This is a genomic window from Brucella gallinifaecis (assembly GCF_006476605.1).
Classification (GTDB): domain Bacteria; phylum Pseudomonadota; class Alphaproteobacteria; order Rhizobiales; family Rhizobiaceae; genus Brucella; species Brucella gallinifaecis.
The window spans coordinates 412024-429538 of sequence record NZ_ML636800.1 but is presented as its reverse complement, the minus strand read 5'-3'; the positions used below and the strand labels follow the sequence as shown (position 1 = coordinate 429538).

The following is a 17515-nucleotide window of genomic DNA, read 5'->3' as shown; positions in this document are numbered from 1 at the left end:
TCTTACTCCTCTGCCGCCTTCGCCTTTGCTTTGGAAGGGGCTTTTTTCTTTGCAGCTGCTTTTTTGGGTGCAGCTTTCTTCTCGCCATCCGTGGCCTTTGCAGCAGACTTGCGGGCAGGAGCCTTTTTTGTCTTTGTGCTTCCGGCTTTGGCGGCAATGAGCTCGAGGGCTTCTTCAAGTGTCACGCTTGCCGGATCCTTGCCCTTTGGCAAAGTGGCATTGATTTTGCCCCAATTGACATATGGGCCGTAACGCCCGTCACGCACTGTAATTGATCCGCCATCGGGGTGATCGCCAAGTGTTGCAAGGGCGGCAGGTGTTGCGCGGCCACGACCACCCTTCGACTGCTTATCTGCCAAAACTGCAACGGCACGGTTTAGCCCGACTGTGAACACTTCATCAGCATTTTCCAGATTTGCAAAAGTTCCATCATGGCTGACATAGGGGCCATAACGTCCAATGCTTGCGGAAATCATCTTTCCTGTTTCAGGATGCTGTCCGACATTACGGGGCAGCGACAGAAGCGCCATCGCTTTTTCATGATCCACTGCATCAAATGTCCAGCCCTTTGGCAGGCTTGCGCGTTTGGCTTCCTTGCCTTCGCCGCGTTGCACATAGGGGCCGAAACGGCCTGTCCTCAAAGTGATTTCTTCGCCCGTGAAAGGATCTGTGCCAAGCTGCTTCGGCTCATCTGAAGCGGCTGCTTCACCATTGCCTTCGCCGCCAAGCTGACGCGTGAACTTGCATTCCGGGTAGTTTGAACAACCAACGAAAGCCCCATATTTGCCGAGCTTTAACGAAAGCTGACCCGTGCCACAGGTTGGGCATGCGCGAGGATCGCTGCCATCACCCCGATCAGGGAAAGCCAAAGGTGCGAGTTCTTCATTGAGTGCATCAAGCACGTTGGTAACGCGCAGTTCCTTGATGTCATCGACATTACCAGAAAAGTCACGCCAGAAATCGCGCAGAACGTCTTTCCAGAGCAACTTGCCATCGGAAATCAGATCAAGCTTTTCTTCCAGATCAGCGGTGAAATCGTATTCTACGTAACGCTTAAAGAAACTTTCGAGGAAGGATGTTACCAGACGGCCTTTCGGATCCGGTGTCAGCTTGCGCTTGTCGATCGTGATGTAGTCACGGTCTCGAAGAGTTGCGAGTGTTGCGGCATAGGTTGACGGACGGCCAATGCCCAGCTCTTCCATTTTCTTGATAAGTGAAGCTTCAGAATAACGTGGCGGTGGTTCTGTCGAATGCTGTGTGGCATCGATCTTTTCGCGTGCGATTGTTTCGCCAGAGCGGATTTCAGGCAGCTTTGCGCTGTCTTCATCCTCATCTTCTTCTTCGCGATGATCCATATAGGCGGCGAGAAAGCCGTCAAATTTTGTGACCGAACCATTGGCACGCAGCATGGCCGATTTTCCACCATTGATGGCTTCAATGTCAGCTGTGGTGCGCTCGATGTCGGCGGCCTGCATCTGGCTGGCAATAGCCCGTTTCCAGATCAGTTCATAAAGGCGTGCCTGATCTTCATCGAGATAGCGGCGCACTTCCTTTGGATGGCGCATGAAATCCGTCGGGCGGATCGCTTCATGCGCTTCCTGTGCGTTTTTGGCCTTGCTGGAATAAAAGCGCGGCTTTTCCGGTACGTAATTCGGGCCGAAGTTTTTGCCAATAGCATCGCGAGCGGCAGTAATGGCTTCAGGAGCCATCTGCACACCGTCGGTACGCATATAGGTGATCAGACCGGCAGTTTCGCCACCTATGTCCACACCCTCATAAAGGCGCTGGGCGACTTGCATGGTGCGGGATGCCGAGAAACCGAGCTGGCCGGATGCGGCCTGCTGAAGGGTTGACGTGGTGAATGGAGGGCCGGGATTGCGTTTGGTCGGCTTGGCTTCAACTGAGACAGCCTTGAAGCTTGCACCTTCCAGCATCGTGCGAATGGCTGTCGCCTGCTCTTCATTCTTGATGTCGAGCTTGCCGAGTTTTTTGCCGTCGAGAGCTGTCAGGCGTGCGCTAAAGGCATCATTGCGAGGGGTCTTCAGTGAAGCGGCAATGTTCCAGTATTCTTCACGGATGAAGCGTTCAATCTCGGATTCGCGATCACAGACAAGGCGCAGTGCAACCGATTGCACACGCCCGGCGGAACGTGCTCCGGGCAGTTTGCGCCACAGGACAGGAGACAGGGTGAAGCCCACGAGATAGTCGAGTGCACGTCGGGCGAGATAGGCATCAACCAGTGGCTCATCGATATCGCGCGGGTTGGCAATCGCGTCGAGAACGGCTTTCTTGGTGATGGCGTTGAATGCAACACGCTTGACGGTTTTGCCTTTAAGCGCCTTTTTCTGGTTGAGAACTTCCAGAACATGCCATGAAATGGCTTCCCCTTCGCGATCAGGGTCAGTCGCCAGAAACAGACCGTCACTGTCTTTGAGAGCTTTGACAATGTCAGCCAGACGCTTGGATGAGTTGCTGTCCACTTCCCAGGACATGGCAAAATCTTCATCCGGGCGAACGGAGCCGTCCTTGGCTGGTAGATCTCGCACGTGACCAAATGAGGCCAGAACCTTATAGTTCGAGCCCAGATATTTGTTGATGGTTTTTGCCTTTGCAGGCGATTCGACAACGACAACGTTCATTAAAGCAGCCTAGACTCGCGATCTTTTCAGGAGAAAGCCCAATTCATCGCGTTCAAATTATTGCCATTCACATGAACAGCGGTTTGCGTTTGGTCAAGAGCGATGAGCGAAAAATCATCAATTACAACCTGAGATAGTTATTGATCTTTATAATCGTAATGGTAGTATTTAAATGGGGTATATCCAAAAGCACAAGCGCCAGGGATGATTTTAATATGGAGATATTTAAACGATCTTGGGGGCAATATGGTTCAGCGGGTGGCTACACGCCGGGAGTTGTTGATGTATATTGAGCAAATGCTTGAAGAACTGATTGTGATAGCAAAAGGAACGGATCAGCCCCTGCTTGTTTATATGATGGATATGGCACTACAGGAAGCGAAAGAAGGTCGCCGCCATCGAAAGGTCAAAAAATAATATTCGCGGTGCATTTTATTGAGGTGCAAGTGCCACCAGATTGCCGGGATAACGCAAAAGTCGCCCGGCAAGATCAAGCTCGAGAAGAATGAGCTGCGCACTGCTGGTATCCAGACCAGTATGTCGAACCAATGTATCTATATCAACCGGGGTGACGCCAAGCGCGTCAATGAGAATATCGCGTTGTTGATCGCTTGTTATTGCTTGTAGCGGTTCTGATGGCTCGTCAAATTGTTTGAGGAGGTCGGGCTGATCTTCAGGGGCTGGAATTGTGTCTCGGCTTATCAGTGGTGTTAATGCTTCAATCACGTCTTCAGCGCAAGTAACGAGCGTTGCTCCTTGCTTCAACAGCGCATTGGTACCACGGGCACGTGGATCAAGTGGTGATCCCGGCACAGCGAATACGGTACGTCCCATATCACCTGCCATGCGGGCGCTGATCAGTGAACCGGAGCGAGTGGCTGCTTCGACAACGATTAATCCGAGTGAGAGTGCGGCTATAATGCGATTGCGGCGTGGAAAATCACGGGCGCGTGGCTCTGCTCCCATAGCCATTTCTGTAATTAATGCGCTGCCATTTTCAGGAATATCACGATAGATCGGCAGGTTTTCAGGTGGGTAGGGCCGGTCAAGGCCACCTGCAAGCACGGCTACCGTTCCGCTTGTCATGCTCGCTTTATGCGCGGCTGCATCAATACCACGTGCAAGGCCTGAGATTATTGTAAATCCTGCATCGCCGAGATCGCGGGCTAATCTCTCTGTAAAGCGCACTCCTGTGACGGAAGCATTGCGCGAGCCGACAATTGCGACGGGCGGCTTATGAAATACTCTGATGTCACCCTTTATAATGACAAGCGGCGGTGGCGCCTCGCAGTTTTTCAGCTGTGGTGGATAATCCGGCTCACCCATACCAATAAGCCGGGCGCCCATGCGTTTAACAGCTTCAATTTCGCGCTCGGCATCTTCTTTTGATGACACACGGACGGCGCGGGAGCCGCCGCCACGAATATTCAGATCAGGAAGGCGTTCTATTGCATTGGCTGCCGAGCCGCAAAATAAAATCAGATCGCGAAATGTGACGGGTCCGATATTCTCAGTGCGGATAAGACGCAGCCAGTTAAGCCGCTGCTGATCAGAAAGGCGAATTCCATTTTTTGAATTCGCGCCCTGAATCATCCTTTTTTACCTATTTTGCTCTCTGTGCCACTGAGAAGCCGCGAAATATTGGTGCGATGTTTTATGAATACAAGAATGGTCAGAATTGCAAATAATGCAGCAACAGCCAGATCACCGCGTATATAAAGCGCAATTGGAACTATCAGGCTCGCAATTAGTGCAGAGAGCGATGAATAGCGGGTGAGAAGGGCTGTGATGATCCATGCTGCGATAAAAATCAATGCGCTGGGCCATGCTATGCCGATCAGAATACCAAGATAGGTCGCAACACCCTTGCCGCCTTTAAAGCCGATCCAGACCGGGAACAGATGTCCTATAAAGGCACCAAATCCTGCAGCAATAGCCGCATCCTGACCAAATTTTGAAGCCACCAGGACCGCCGCTGTACCTTTCAGCGCATCAAGAATGAGGGTTGCAGCTGCAAGTTTCTTGTTGCCGGTGCGCAAAACATTGGTTGCGCCAATGTTACCAGACCCGATTGAGCGTACATCACCCAGTCCGGCAATCCGCGTCAGGATGAGCCCAAAAGGGATGGAACCGAGAATATAGCCGAATATCAGCGTGCCAAGCGTCACGACATTGACCAGACCTGTTTCGGCCATGAAACTCCCCATATGTTCTTTATCAAGTCAATTGAGAAGAAAAACTGTCTGAAATCAAGACAGCTTTTCTAAAAATGTTAAGCTGAATAAACGGTCTTGCCGCTGACTATCGTGCGGTTAACCCGGCCTTGAAAGCGGGCCCCTTCAAAACAGCTGTTTTTTGAGCGTGAATGCAGGTCTTGTTCGCGCACCACCCACGGCTCATCAAGATCGACGATGGTTAGATCTGCTTTTGCACCGGGTTTTAATGTTCCCGCATCCAGACCGAAAATACGGGCGGGTGCTGTTGAAAGCACTTCCACCAGCCGCAGCAGGGGGATGCTGTCATTGTGGTAGAGACGAAGTGCTGCAGCAAGCAATGTTTCCAGACCAATGGCGCCGGCTTCAGCATCGGCAAAAGGCAGGCGTTTGGTATCAACGTCTTGCGGGTCATGGGCAGAAACAACGATGTCGATGGTGCCATTTTTTACGGCTTCAACCATCGCCAGACGATCTTCTTCACTGCGCAATGGCGGCGACAAGCGGAAGAAAGTGCGGAACTCACCTATATCATTTTCATTCAGCGACAGGTGGTTAATGGATACGCCTGCTGTTACTTTTGCACCAATATCCTTTGAGCGCTTGAGCGCTTCGGCAGACATGGCGCAGGAAAGTTGTGCTGCGTGGTATTTGCTGCGAGTGAGCGCGGCGAGGCGCAAATCCCGCTCCAGCGGGATCACTTCCGCTTCGCGTGGGCTACCTGACAAACCCAGCCAGCTTGCAAACAGCCCTTCATTCATGACGCCATTGGCACCAAGATAAGGGTCGCGGGTTTCACAGGCAATGACAGCATCAAAGTCACGTGCGTAAGTGAGTGCGCGACGCATTAATTGTGTATTGGTAAGTGTATTGCGACCTTCGGTAAAGGCAACTGCACCTGCATCGCGAAGCAGGCCGATTTCGGTCATTTCCTCGCCGTGCAAGCCTTTGGTAATGGCGGCTGCCGGGTGAACATTGATGATTGCCGTGTCACGGGCCGTGCGTTTGACGAATTCGACCAGTGCAACATCATCGATAACCGGATCAGTATCCGGCATCATGATAATGGAAGTCACGCCACCTGCGGCTGCGGCCTGACTGGCCGATGCGATGGTTTCGCGATGCTCGGCACCCGGTTCACCAATAAAGACGCGCGAATCAACCAGACCGGGCAGAATCGTCATTCCATTGAGGTTAATGATTTCAGCACCTTCGGGCGCACCCTGATTGCGGATATCAGCACCACTGGCGGCGATCTTGTCATCCTTGATCAGCAGGCTGCCGATCTCATCCAGTCCGCGAGACGGATCAACAATACGGGCGTTTTCAAAAAGGATTGCACTCATATTGGTCATTTGGCGCGTTCTCCTGCGACATCTGCACGGCGCGGGTCGAGCAGGGCTTCCATGACCGCCATACGCACAGCGACACCCATTTCCACCTGTTGCTGAATCATGCTCTGTGAACCGTCTGCCACATCGGAGGCAATTTCAACGCCGCGATTCATCGGACCGGGATGCATGACAAGCGCGTCAGGTTTCGCATATTTGAGTTTTTCCCTGTCGAGACCATAAAAGCGGAAATACTCACGCACGGACGGCACGAAAGAGCCAGCCATACGTTCCCGCTGAAGGCGAAGCATCATCACCACATCGGCGTCTTTCAAGCCTTCTTCCATGGTGTTGTAAACTTCAACGCTCATATCGGCGATGCCGGAAGGAAGCAGCGTTGAAGGGGCAACAACACGAACGCGCGCACCGAGCGCATTGAGAAGCAGAATATTGGAGCGTGCAACGCGCGAATGCAGCACATCGCCGCAAATGGCAACGATAAGGTTTCCAATATCGCCCTTTGCACGGCGAATGGTCAGCGCGTCGAGCAGCGCCTGAGTCGGGTGTTCATGCGCACCGTCGCCAGCATTGACGACTGCACAACCAACTTTTTGCGCGAGCAATGCCGCTGCACCGGCAGAGGCGTGGCGAATGACCAGAATATCTGGCTGCATGGCATTGAGCGTCATCGCGGTGTCGATGAGCGTTTCGCCCTTCTTGACCGATGAATTGCCGACAGACATGTTCATCACGTCTGCGCCCAGCCGTTTTCCGGCCAGTTCAAATGATGATTGCGTTCGTGTCGATGCTTCAAAGAACAGGTTGATCTGGGTGCGACCGCGCAGCACGGACTTTTTCTTCTCGGACTGTCGGGAAACAGCCACTTCCTGATCTGCAAGATCGAGAAGACAATTAATGTCCAGGGGCGATAGCCCCTTGATGCCAAGCAGGTGGCGATGAGGGAAAATCGGAGAGGCCGTTTGATTTGTCATGGCAAGTCACCCGTATAGAGCCGCAAGAACTGGACTGCAACCGCCCTTATAATGGCTTTGGCCGATTCACAAAGAAAAACCTGTATTCTTTGGGTATAAAGCGGTGGGCTGTGTGAAAATGTTAGGAAATTACAATGCAAAACAGCATAGACTATTAAATCTGTGAGCCTCAAGAGGGCCTAGCTGATTTTTGAATTGAACAAAACCAAACGGATAAGCCTGTGAAAACGCATGAAGTCACCAACCAGACCCCGTTCATGACGGGCATGAATGCATATCTGGGCGACCCGCTTCTGATACAGACCGCAGCGCGTTTTCCTAAAGAACTGCATACTGATCTGGAAAATACCGGCCGTTTTGTCTTGTCGGCAGAAGCGCAGGATCTGGCACGTCTTGCCAATACAGAATTGCCAAAGCTGCGCACCTATGATCGTCAGGGTCGCCGTGTTGATCTGGTGGAATATCACCCTGCTTATCATGCGTTGATGCGCCGTTCGATTGCACAGGGACTGCATTGCTCGGTCTGGGAGGCCAATCCGCTTGAGTCGGGGCATCGGCATCAGGCCCGTGCCGCACGTTTTTTTCTCACGGCCCAGCTGGAAGCGGGGCATCTCTGCCCATTGACAATGACGAATGCTTCGCTTGCGGCAATCATGGCGTCCACTGATCTTTATAAGGAATGGTCGCCACAGATATTGTCGCGCAAATATGATTCTTCGCAGAAAGCAGCCTTCAGCAAGCAGGGTATTACGCTCGGAATGGGCATGACGGAGAAGCAGGGAGGTACGGATGTTCGTGCCAATACGACCCGTGCTGAACGCAACGACGATGGCACCTATACGATCAGCGGCCACAAATGGTTTATGTCGGCGCCTATGTCGGATGCTTTTCTGGTGCTAGCACAGGCAGAGGAAGGGCTTTCCTGTTTCCTGCTTCCACGCCTGACCAATGACGCGGCTGGAAATGGCTTCTTTTTCCAGCGTTTGAAGGACAAGCTTGGCAATAAATCCAATGCCTCCGCAGAGGTCGAATTTGACGGTGCTGTCGGTTATCTAGTTGGTAATCCGGGTGAGGGCGTTAAAACCATAATGGATATGGTGACATTGACGCGGCTTGATTGCGCGATTGCGTCTGCTGGCCTGATGCGCTCAGGTCTTGCAGAGGCTGTGCATCACGCGCGTCATCGTGAAGTGAATGGGCAAAAGCTGATTGAACAGCCGCTGATGAGCCGCGTTCTGGCTGACATGGCGCTTGATGTGGCGGGTGCAACGGCACTTTCCATGCGTTTGGCACGCGCTTTCGATATGGCTGCCACAGATCGGGCAGAGGCGGCTTTCGCCCGTTGCATGACGCCGGTTGTCAAATATTGGGTCTGCAAGATTGCACCGGCATTGCTTTATGAAGCGATGGAATGCCTTGGCGGGAATGGCTATATCGAGGATGGCAATCTTGCACGCGCTTATCGCGAAGCACCGGTCAATGCGATCTGGGAAGGTTCGGGCAATGTTATGGCGCTTGATGTGGCGCGTGTACTCTCTCGTGCACCGGCACTGTTTGATGAGGTGCTCGACTGGATCAGCGGACAGTTAGGTGTGCGTGGTCAGGGCACTATCGATGTTTTACAGGCGGCCTTGCAACTGACAGAAACCGATCAGGGCGTTGCACGTCTCTTGACGGAGCAGCTTGCTTATGCGGCTGCCGCTGCAGAATTGCGTAATCTTGGTGCAGATGACGTGGCGGATGCGTTTATCGAAACACGTCTTGGCGGTCAGTGGCGTTCGACATATGGCATGCTGGATGCACGTCACAATGCCATCCGCATACTCGATCAGCTTTATCCGGCATCGTAATTATTGTCATCGAAATGCGATGAGCGCAGCAGGTGCAGACGATCCAGCGCACCTTGCAAAATGAAGGAAGCTGCGGCCGAATCGATGCGTTCGGCTCGTTTGCCGCGCGAAACATCCATGCCGATTAGTGCGCGTTCGGCAGCAACGGTTGACAATCGCTCATCCCAGAACACGAAGGGAAGATTGGTCAGCGGCTGCATGGTGCGCACAAAAGCCCGCGTTGCCTGAACGCGTGGTCCTGCGGTGCCGTCCATATTCATAGGCAGGCCGATAATGATGACGCCAACCTTGTCGAGTTCCAGCGCTTTTAGTAGCACCTGTGCATCGATTGTAAATTTGGTACGTTTGATGACGGGGCGGGGATGGGAGAATGACAGGCCGAGATCAGAAACGGCAAGGCCAATGGTTTTGGTGCCAAGATCAAGCCCGGCAATGGTCTGGCCGGGTTGCAGAATTTCCAAAACACTTTCGATTTCAACGACGGCCATGTGTCCTCTTTGGGGGCTGAACAGTATTTTATCAGGCTTCATATTGTTTGATGGAATTGCGCCCTAATATCTGTTTTAGAGTTGAATATCGAGCCATACGGAGAAACACAATGAAAATCACCTGGTTGGGCCATTCAGCCTTTCGTATTGAAGCAGAACAAGCGGTCATTTTGATCGATCCGTTCATCAATGGAAACCCGGGCGCTAAAGGCATCGATTTTAAGGAGGCCACAAAAGGCACCACGCATATCGCGCTGACCCATGGTCACGGTGATCATATCGGCGATACGGTGGCGATTGCCAAAGAGCATGGTGCAACCGTCATTTGTAACCCGGAAGTGGCGGGCTGGCTTGGACGGCAGGGCGTTGAAAAATTCAGCCCGGGCAATACTGGCGGTACAATCGTTCTGGATGGCTTCAGCATAACTTTTGTCAATGCGCTGCACTCCTCAGCCATTATGTCGGAAGATGGGGTGACCCATTCACTTGGTAATCCGAATGGTCTGGTTTTCCACTTTGAGAATGCACCGACGCTTTATCATATGGGCGATACCGATATTTTCTCCGATATGGCGCTGGTCAATGAGCTGCATCGCCCGGAGATTGGCATTGTCCCAATCGGTGATCGCTTCACCATGGGGGGAGCGGTTGCGGCCCTTGCCTGTCAGCGCTACTTCAATTTCGATACTGTCCTGCCTTGCCATTACGGTACTTTCCCGATCATCGATCAGACGGCTGACAAATTTTTGGCAGCTATGGCAGATCAAAAGGACACAAAGGTGCTCGTGACAGAACCGGGTATAGTACATAACTTCTAACTGGGCCTCTAACTGCGCCCCTAACTGAGGATGGAAGCGCAAGAAATGTTGCGCTTCCACATTTGCACCGTTATAGCCGGTAAAAGAACCTTTTCAGGGTGGTTTCATGCTGCCCTAAACAAGCATTTGCGGAGAACAGAATGTCCGTCGATATTTCAACCGTCAAGCGCGTCGCGCATCTCGCGCGTATTGCCGTCACAGAAGACGAAGCCGAGCGCATGACCGGAGAACTCAATGCGATTCTTGGTTTCGTCGAGCAATTGAACGAAGTCGATATTGACGGTGTTGAACCGATGACGTCGGTTTCGCCAATGAAAATGCGTTTGCGTGAAGATGCGGTTACGGACGGCAATATTGCCAGTGCCGTTGTTGCTAATGCGCCTGTGACCGAAGACAATTTCTTCGTGGTTCCAAAGGTCGTTGAATAAGACTTTTAATATTTACCACGAAAGCGCCGGCTACGGCGTTACTGACAGGATTTGATGATGAGCGAACTGACCGCACTGACAATTGCCGAAGCGCGAGACAAGCTGAGAGCTAAAGCCTTTAGCGCGACCGAACTGACAGAAGCCTATATTGAGGCCATTGATTCCGCCAATGACAAGCTCAATGCCTATGTCGCGGTCACGCCTGAAAAGGCACGCGAAATGGCAAAAGCTTCTGATGTCCGTATTGCAGAAGGCAAAGCCGGTGCGCTTGAAGGCATTCCGCTTGGCGTAAAAGACCTGTTTGCGACCAAGGGTGTTCACACCCAGGCTTGCTCGCATATTCTTGACGGCTTCAAGCCAGAATATGAATCAACGGTTACGTCCAATCTCTGGGCGGACGGCGCTGTCATGCTGGGCAAGCTCAATATGGATGAATTCGCCATGGGTTCGTCCAACGAAAGTTCCTATTACGGCCCGGTGAAGAACCCGTGGCGTGCAAACGGCTCAGATGTCGATCTGGTGCCGGGTGGCTCTTCAGGTGGTTCCTCAGCTGCGGTTGCAGCACATCTTTGCGCGGGCGCGACAGCTTCTGATACGGGTGGTTCGATCCGTCAGCCAGCAGCCTTTACCGGCACTGTCGGCATCAAGCCAACCTATGGCCGGGTCTCACGCTGGGGTGTTGTTGCTTATGCATCATCACTGGATCAGGCCGGACCGATTGCGCGTGACGTGCGGGACGCTGCAATTTTGCTCAAGTCCATGGCATCTGTTGATTTGAAAGATACAACTTCAGTTGATTTGCCTGTGCCGGATTATGAAGCTGCAATCGGCAAGTCGCTAAAAGGTCTCAAGATCGGTATTCCGAATGAATATCGTATTGATGGCATGCCGGAAGAAATCGAAGCACTCTGGCAGAAGGGCATTCAGTATCTTAAGGATGCGGGTGCAGAAATTGTCGATGTTTCGCTGCCACACACAAAATATGCGCTTGCTGCCTATTACATCGTAGCGCCTGCGGAAGCTTCGTCCAATCTCGCCCGTTATGACGGTGTACGTTATGGTTTGCGCGTACCGGGTAAAGACATTGCCGATATGTATGAGCAAAGCCGTGCTGCTGGCTTTGGCAAGGAAGTGAAGCGTCGTATTCTGACCGGAACCTATGTTCTGTCGGCTGGTTATTACGATGCTTATTATCTTCGCGCACAGAAGGTTCGCACACTGATCAAGAAAGACTTTGAAAATGTCTTTGCAAGCGGTGTTGATGCAATCCTGACGCCTGTTACGCCTTCGGCCGCGTTCAGCATTGGCGACAAGGAACTCGCGAATGATCCGGTCAAGATGTACCTCAATGACATTTTCACCATTACACTCAATATGGCAGGTCTGCCGGGTATTGCTGTCCCCGCTGGCCTCAATGATCAGGGGCTGCCGCTTGGCTTGCAATTGATTGGCCGCCCGTTTGAGGAAGAAACTTTGTTCCAGGCAGCCAGCGCAATCGAACAGGCCGCCGGACGTTTTACCCCGAAAAAGTGGTGGTAAAATCTGAAGTTCTTATTCGCCGGGTCCGGCTCCGATCCGAAAATCGGGATCGATTTTCAGAAGGATCGAAGCCAGAATATAAACAATCAGAGCGACCTTTGTGCGTCCAGGTGGACGCACAAAGCTCCATACCCGGCGAATTTGTTTTTATGGCTGAATTGGCCGTTCGTGCATGGCAAACTGCAGCGCGTGAAATCATACTTACGAATGAAAGCAGCTTGGCACTCGAGGCTAAATTCCTTCGTGATTTGCAAGAGAATGCCGCTGGCATTTTGCTGATAGAGCGAAGAGGGCAGATTTGCGGCTGGGGTGCATATATTCCGCAATCCAATTATATTTCCGATCTCTGGGTCGATCCTGATTATCACGGACAGGGACTGGGTTGTGCATTGCTTGATGCATTGATGGCACAGGTTTTTCTGAATGGTTTTACGAATGTGCAAATCGGCACCCATGCCGATAATCTTCGGGCAATCAGACTTTATGAGAAGCTGGGCTTTCGTATTTATGAGCGTAGTAAAGAGTGGTCTGCGAGTTTCGGCGGCTGCGTTGATAAGGTCAGGATGCGTGCCGATTTATAAAGTATCATTGCCATTTTGAGGCATGCGCTTATCCTCTTGTGAAGAATCGTCTTTAAGAGGAGAAGTATAAATGTGGATCATGCTTACCGATGTCAGCGGTGAACGGGTTGCAGTCAATTTCAACCATGTTTTGTCATATAATGCCTATGGCACGGGCACGCGTATTGTTACGCTCAGCACGGATCTGACTTTCTTTGTAAAAGAGTCGATCGATGAGATTCAAACCAAACTTGGCATTGATGTAAAAGGCTGAATTCCCATTGAAAAACGTCAGCTGCTACAATGGCTGACGTCTGATAATCGTTCTGAAAACAAAAAAGCCTAAATATCCAGCTCTTCCACGAATGCTGCGCGATCCTGAATGAAGCGGAAGCGGGCTTCCGGCTTTGTACCCATCAGATCATCTACAGTGCTGCGCGTCTCATCAATATAATCTTCATCGACATGAACACGCAGAAGTGTGCGTTTCTTCGGGTCCATTGTCGTTTCTTTGAGCTGTTCTGCACGCATTTCGCCAAGGCCTTTGAAACGCCCGATTTCAATCTTGCCGCGTCCGGTAAACATGGTGCGAAGTAACTCATCCTTGTGCGCGTCATCACGGGCATAAGCGACCTTTCCGCCCTGGCTAAGGCGGTAAAGCGGCGGAACAGCCAGATAAAGATGACCGTTGCGGATCAGGTCAGGCATTTCCTGATAGAAGAATGTAATAAGCAATGATGCAATATGCGCACCGTCAACGTCCGCATCTGTCATGACGATAACGCGGTCATAACGCAGGTCATCCTCGCGATAATTCTTGCGTGTGCCTGCACCCAGTGCCTGCACGAGATCGGCAATCTGCTGGTTCGCGGTCAGCTTTTCGCGGCCAGCACTGGCAACATTGAGAATCTTGCCGCGTAGTGGCAGGATCGCCTGATTGGAACGGTTGCGTGCTTGCTTGGCAGAGCCGCCAGCGGAATCACCTTCCACGATAAACAGTTCAGCACCCGCTGCTGCATTCTGTGTACAGTCGGCAAGCTTGCCCGGAAGTCGCAATTTGCGCGTTGCGCTTTTACGGACTGTCTCTTTTTCCTGACGGCGGCGAAGACGCTCTTCTGCACGATCAATAACCCAGTCGAGCAGGCGTGACGCCTCCTGTGGCGAGGCTGCAAGCCAGTGATCAAAAGGATCACGGATGACATTTTCCACAATGCGCTGCGCTTCAACCGTTGCAAGCTTGTCTTTGGTCTGGCCGACAAATTCCGGTTCGCGGATAAAGACGGACATCATGGCTGCGGCAGAAATCATCACATCATCTGTTGTGATGATTGAAGCGCGTTTGTTATTTGTCAGTTCGGCATAGGCCTTGAGACCGCGCGTCAGTGCAATACGAAGGCCTGCTTCATGGGTGCCGCCGTCGCCGGTCGGAATTGTATTACAATAGGAATTGACGAAACCGTCGCCACCATACCACGACACCGCCCACTCAACAGCGCCATGTCCGCCTTGTTTCTCGGTGCGGCCTGAGAAAATCTCACGCGTAACCTGATGTTCTTTTCCAAGGGAAGCAGAGAGATAATCTTTCAAACCGCCGGGGAAATGAAAAACCGCCTTTTCAGGTGTTTCTTTCTTTGGATCAAGGAGTGATGGATCGCAATTCCATCGAATTTCAACACCGCCGAACAGATAGGCTTTTGAACGTGCCATCCGGTAGAGACGGTGAGGGTCGAAATGGGCTGCTTTTCCGAAAATATCCGGGTCCGGGTGAAAACGAACGCGCGTACCACGACGATTATGCACTTCGCCCACGTCTTCGAGACCGCCTTGCGGAATGCCGCGCGAAAAACGCTGGCGATACAAGCGGCGATTACGGGCGACTTCCACCTCTAAAACATCGGAAAGAGCATTGACCACGGACACACCGACACCGTGCAGACCGCCGGATGTCTCATAGGCTTTGCCGTCGAACTTGCCGCCGGCATGCAGTTTGGTCATGATCACTTCAAGTGTTGATTTGCCGGGCACCTGCGGGTGCTCGTCCACCGGAATACCACGGCCATTGTCGCTGACACTCAGAAAGCCTTCTGCATCAAGGCTGACCTCTATAAAATTCGCATGGCCCGCAACGGCTTCGTCCATCGAGTTATCGATGACTTCTGCAAAAAGGTGATGCAGCGCTTTTTCGTCCGTGCCGCCAATATACATGCCCGGGCGCAGGCGCACTGGCTCAAGACCTTCGAGTACGCGGATAGAAGAGGCATTGTAATCATCACCGCCTGATGAAGCCGGCGGCATTTTTGTTGTGGCAGGCGCAGGTTTTGGCGCAGGTTCTGGCGCAGGTTCTGGCATTGTTTTTGGCGCAGATGAGGGTGTGACCGCTTGCACAACAGGTTGTGGTGCGTGGGCCTGTTCTGGCTGACGCTCAATTTGCCGTTCACGGGCATTGCTGACTACTCTGGAAAAGAGATCGTTGTTATCGTCCATCTTTGTCCGAAAAGCTTTCTGTGACAAACCTGAAGGGCCGCCCCCTGTGAACGGCACCAAATCCATATCTGCGAATCACATAGATAATGGCACGGGAGTGCCCGTAATGCGAACAAGTTCGCCTTACGTTCTGCTTTTGATTGAAGTTATCAAATGGTTTTGCGCGTAGCGAAACCAAATTGCATCAGAAATCCGATGAAAGTCAAACTGTTGCGCTTTCACAGACGAATTAGGATGGAAACTCGCCCGTCATTCGCGTAAGCGCAACAGGAGTGATAAAATCGTGAGTGGCAAGATGCAAAGCAGGGCGGCAGGTGGCACAGAAGCGCATGTAAAAGGCATGGCGATCATGGTGCTTTCGGTGCTTTTGTTGCCGCTTATGGACGCCATCGGCAAGTGGCTTGCCATGATGGATAATATGCCTCCGGCCACCGTGACTTTCATGCGCTTTTTTATTCAATCAGGCTTGATGTTTGCCATTCTGGTAGCCATGGGTGGCATGAGTGCTTTGCGCACCACCCATCTGACGGGCAATCTTGTGCGCGGCGTGCTGATGGGCTTTGGAGGCACGTGTTTTTTCACGGCTGTCAAATATATGCCTTTGGCCGATGCCATGGCCGTGTTCTTTGCTGAACCATTGATCCTCACATTGCTATCAGCAGTTTTTCTCAAAGAGAAGGTTGGCTGGCGAAGGTTCAGCGCGGTTGGCATTGGCTTGATTGGAACCATGATCGTTATTCAGCCAAGTTTCGAGATTTTTGGTGCTGTATCGCTGTTGCCTCTGGCGACTGCGGTTACTTTTGCGATCTATCTGATTTTGAACCGTAAATATGGTGCGAAGGAAGGTCCTGTCGTCATGCAGTTCTATGCGGGTATTGGCGGATCGCTTATTGCGGGACTCTTTATGATTTTTGGCACCGTTGCAGGTATTGAAGATCTGGGCTTCGCGCTTCCAAACAATCTTCAGCCCTGGTTATTGCTGCTTTTGCTTGGTACAATTGGCACGGTCAGTCATCTGCTCGTTGTGCAGGCTTTCAAGCTTGCACCGGCCTCCATGCTGGCGCCATTTCAATATCTGGAAATTGTTAACGCAGTTCTGGTTGGACTGATTGTGTTTGGTGATTTTCCAACGCCATCCAAATGGTTCGGTATTTTTATTATTGTGGGCTCAGGATTTTATGTTTTTATGCGCGAACGGCGCATAAAAACTACTTGATTATATAATCTGGCGTGGCCCAAAAACGCTTTCAAAGGCTTTACCGAGCGCAACATCGACGTCGCCCATCGTTATGGGCAGACCAAGATCGACAAGGCTGGTTACGCCATATTCTGCGATGCCACATGGTACGATACCGCCAAAATGTTCAAGCTCCGGTTCGACATTAATGGCAATGCCATGAAAGCTGACCCAGCGCCGCAGGCGAATACCGATGGCTGCAATTTTGTCTTCGCATATCTGGCCATTGGCTAGGACAGGCTTTTCCGGGCGCGCAACCCATACACCAACGCGATCTGCACGGCGTTCACCCTTGATATTAAACTGTGCGAGCGTCTCAATGATCCATTGTTCAAGCGCACTGACAAATGCACGAACGTCTTCGCGACGCCGTTTCAGATCGAGCATGATATAAGCTACCCGTTGACCGGGGCCGTGATAGGTGTATTCACCGCCGCGTCCGGTATTGTAAACCGGAAACCGGTCGGGCGTCAGTAAGTCTTGAGCGTGAGCGCTGGTGCCTGCTGTGTAGAGTGGTGGATGTTCGACAAGCCATACAAGCTCATTGGCTGTACCTTCACGAATAGCCTGTACCCGCTCTTCCATGAAGGCAAGTGCGAATTTATAGTCTGTTATTCCTTCGGCGATAAGCCATTCAACCGGCTGCTGATCTTCTGATCGTGGCAGAAAGAGCGGTGCTACGGTTGAAATATGGTTTGTTGTTCGATTTGGCTCATCATTGGGAACAAAATTGTAGGACGCAGAGTTATCATTCATGGTAACAGCGTATGGCGTTTTTTTCACATTGCCGCCAGATGTCAAAATGCCTCTGTTTTTGCCTGCACCAGATCAGCCCGGTATGTTGCAGGATTATGTATCATAAAGGTTTTTTCAAAAACGGGTTGAAAGTTCTGACGTGCTTTATGGAATAATTCGGCTGGTTGTTATTGCCGGGCT

The 17515-nt window shown here is 51.8% G+C and carries 16 protein-coding genes; 8 read left to right on the top strand and 8 right to left on the bottom strand.

Translation table 11 applies throughout. The features are described 5' to 3' along the window. Nucleotides 1–2: 2 nt before the first annotated feature. Entirely contained in the window at nt 3–2639 is a 2637-nt protein-coding gene (gene topA, locus FHY56_RS01890; RefSeq protein ID WP_140903469.1) for a type I DNA topoisomerase, read from the bottom strand. Nucleotides 2640–2921: 282 nt separating this feature from the next. On the opposite strand from topA, the gene FHY56_RS18250 reads away from it, so the two are divergent. After that, the gene (locus FHY56_RS18250; protein ID WP_268898889.1) at nt 2922–3056 is read left to right on the top strand and encodes a hypothetical protein; all 135 of its coding nucleotides are present in this window, start codon (nt 2922–2924) and stop codon (nt 3054–3056) included. A gap of 15 nt (nt 3057–3071) precedes the next feature. Here the strand turns inward: FHY56_RS18250 and dprA are convergent, their stop codons facing one another. The 4 genes from dprA to FHY56_RS01870 form a co-directional block, all read right to left on the bottom strand. Further along, the gene (dprA, locus tag FHY56_RS01885) at nt 3072–4232 is read right to left on the bottom strand and encodes a DNA-processing protein DprA (protein WP_140903468.1); all 1161 of its coding nucleotides are present in this window, start codon (nt 4230–4232) and stop codon (nt 3072–3074) included. After that, nucleotides 4229–4834 (bottom strand): glycerol-3-phosphate 1-O-acyltransferase PlsY, encoded by a 606-nt coding sequence (gene plsY / locus FHY56_RS01880; RefSeq protein ID WP_140903467.1) that lies wholly within the window; start codon nt 4832–4834, stop codon nt 4229–4231. The genes dprA and plsY overlap by 4 nt, the downstream gene beginning before the upstream one ends. A 77-nt stretch (nt 4835–4911) precedes the next feature. Continuing rightward, nucleotides 4912–6198, bottom strand: coding sequence for a dihydroorotase (locus FHY56_RS01875; RefSeq protein WP_140903552.1), 1287 nt, complete (start codon nt 6196–6198; stop codon nt 4912–4914). 5 nt (nt 6199–6203) lie between these two features. Beyond that, a complete protein-coding gene (locus FHY56_RS01870; RefSeq protein WP_140903466.1) occupies nt 6204–7175 on the bottom strand; it encodes an aspartate carbamoyltransferase catalytic subunit in 972 nt (323 codons plus the stop codon). Between the two features lie 221 nt (nt 7176–7396). Between FHY56_RS01870 and FHY56_RS01865 the strand changes: the two genes are divergently transcribed. Further along, entirely contained in the window at nt 7397–9025 is a 1629-nt protein-coding gene (locus FHY56_RS01865) for an acyl-CoA dehydrogenase family protein (protein ID WP_140903465.1), read from the top strand. On the opposite strand, the gene ruvX is transcribed toward FHY56_RS01865, so the two are convergent. Next, nucleotides 9010–9513, bottom strand: a complete 504-nt coding sequence (gene ruvX, locus FHY56_RS01860; RefSeq protein ID WP_140903464.1) for a Holliday junction resolvase RuvX — start codon at nt 9511–9513, stop codon at nt 9010–9012. The two genes, FHY56_RS01865 and ruvX, sit on opposite strands and share 16 nt — an antisense overlap. A 110-nt stretch (nt 9514–9623) precedes the next feature. On the opposite strand from ruvX, the gene FHY56_RS01855 reads away from it, so the two are divergent. The 5 genes from FHY56_RS01855 to FHY56_RS01835 all read left to right on the top strand — a co-directional run bounded on the left by FHY56_RS01855 (nt 9624) and on the right by FHY56_RS01835 (nt 13132). Continuing rightward, entirely contained in the window at nt 9624–10331 is a 708-nt protein-coding gene (locus FHY56_RS01855; protein WP_140903463.1) for a metal-dependent hydrolase, read from the top strand. 140 nt (nt 10332–10471) lie between these two features. After that, entirely contained in the window at nt 10472–10759 is a 288-nt protein-coding gene (gene gatC / locus FHY56_RS01850) for an Asp-tRNA(Asn)/Glu-tRNA(Gln) amidotransferase subunit GatC (protein ID WP_140903462.1), read from the top strand. A 57-nt stretch (nt 10760–10816) separates the two neighbouring features. Beyond that, on the top strand, nt 10817–12298 hold the full coding sequence (gene gatA / locus FHY56_RS01845; protein ID WP_140903461.1) for an Asp-tRNA(Asn)/Glu-tRNA(Gln) amidotransferase subunit GatA: 1482 nt from the start codon (nt 10817–10819) through the stop codon (nt 12296–12298). Between the two features lie 149 nt (nt 12299–12447). Then, on the top strand, nt 12448–12879 hold the full coding sequence (locus FHY56_RS01840) for a GNAT family N-acetyltransferase (RefSeq protein WP_140903460.1): 432 nt from the start codon (nt 12448–12450) through the stop codon (nt 12877–12879). Nucleotides 12880–12949: 70 nt separating this feature from the next. Next, on the top strand, nt 12950–13132 hold the full coding sequence (locus FHY56_RS01835) for a hypothetical protein (protein ID WP_140903459.1): 183 nt from the start codon (nt 12950–12952) through the stop codon (nt 13130–13132). A gap of 68 nt (nt 13133–13200) precedes the next feature. Here the strand turns inward: FHY56_RS01835 and parE are convergent, their stop codons facing one another. Then, on the bottom strand, nt 13201–15342 hold the full coding sequence (gene parE, locus FHY56_RS01830; protein ID WP_140903458.1) for a DNA topoisomerase IV subunit B: 2142 nt from the start codon (nt 15340–15342) through the stop codon (nt 13201–13203). A gap of 295 nt (nt 15343–15637) precedes the next feature. Between parE and FHY56_RS01825 the strand changes: the two genes are divergently transcribed. Next, the gene (locus FHY56_RS01825) at nt 15638–16558 is read left to right on the top strand and encodes a DMT family transporter (RefSeq protein WP_140903551.1); all 921 of its coding nucleotides are present in this window, start codon (nt 15638–15640) and stop codon (nt 16556–16558) included. On the opposite strand, the gene lipB is transcribed toward FHY56_RS01825, so the two are convergent. After that, nucleotides 16559–17269: a lipoyl(octanoyl) transferase LipB gene (gene lipB / locus FHY56_RS01820; protein WP_376890080.1), complete on the bottom strand. Its 711-nt coding sequence runs from the start codon at nt 17267–17269 to the stop codon at nt 16559–16561. Nucleotides 17270–17515: the final 246 nt, after the last annotated feature.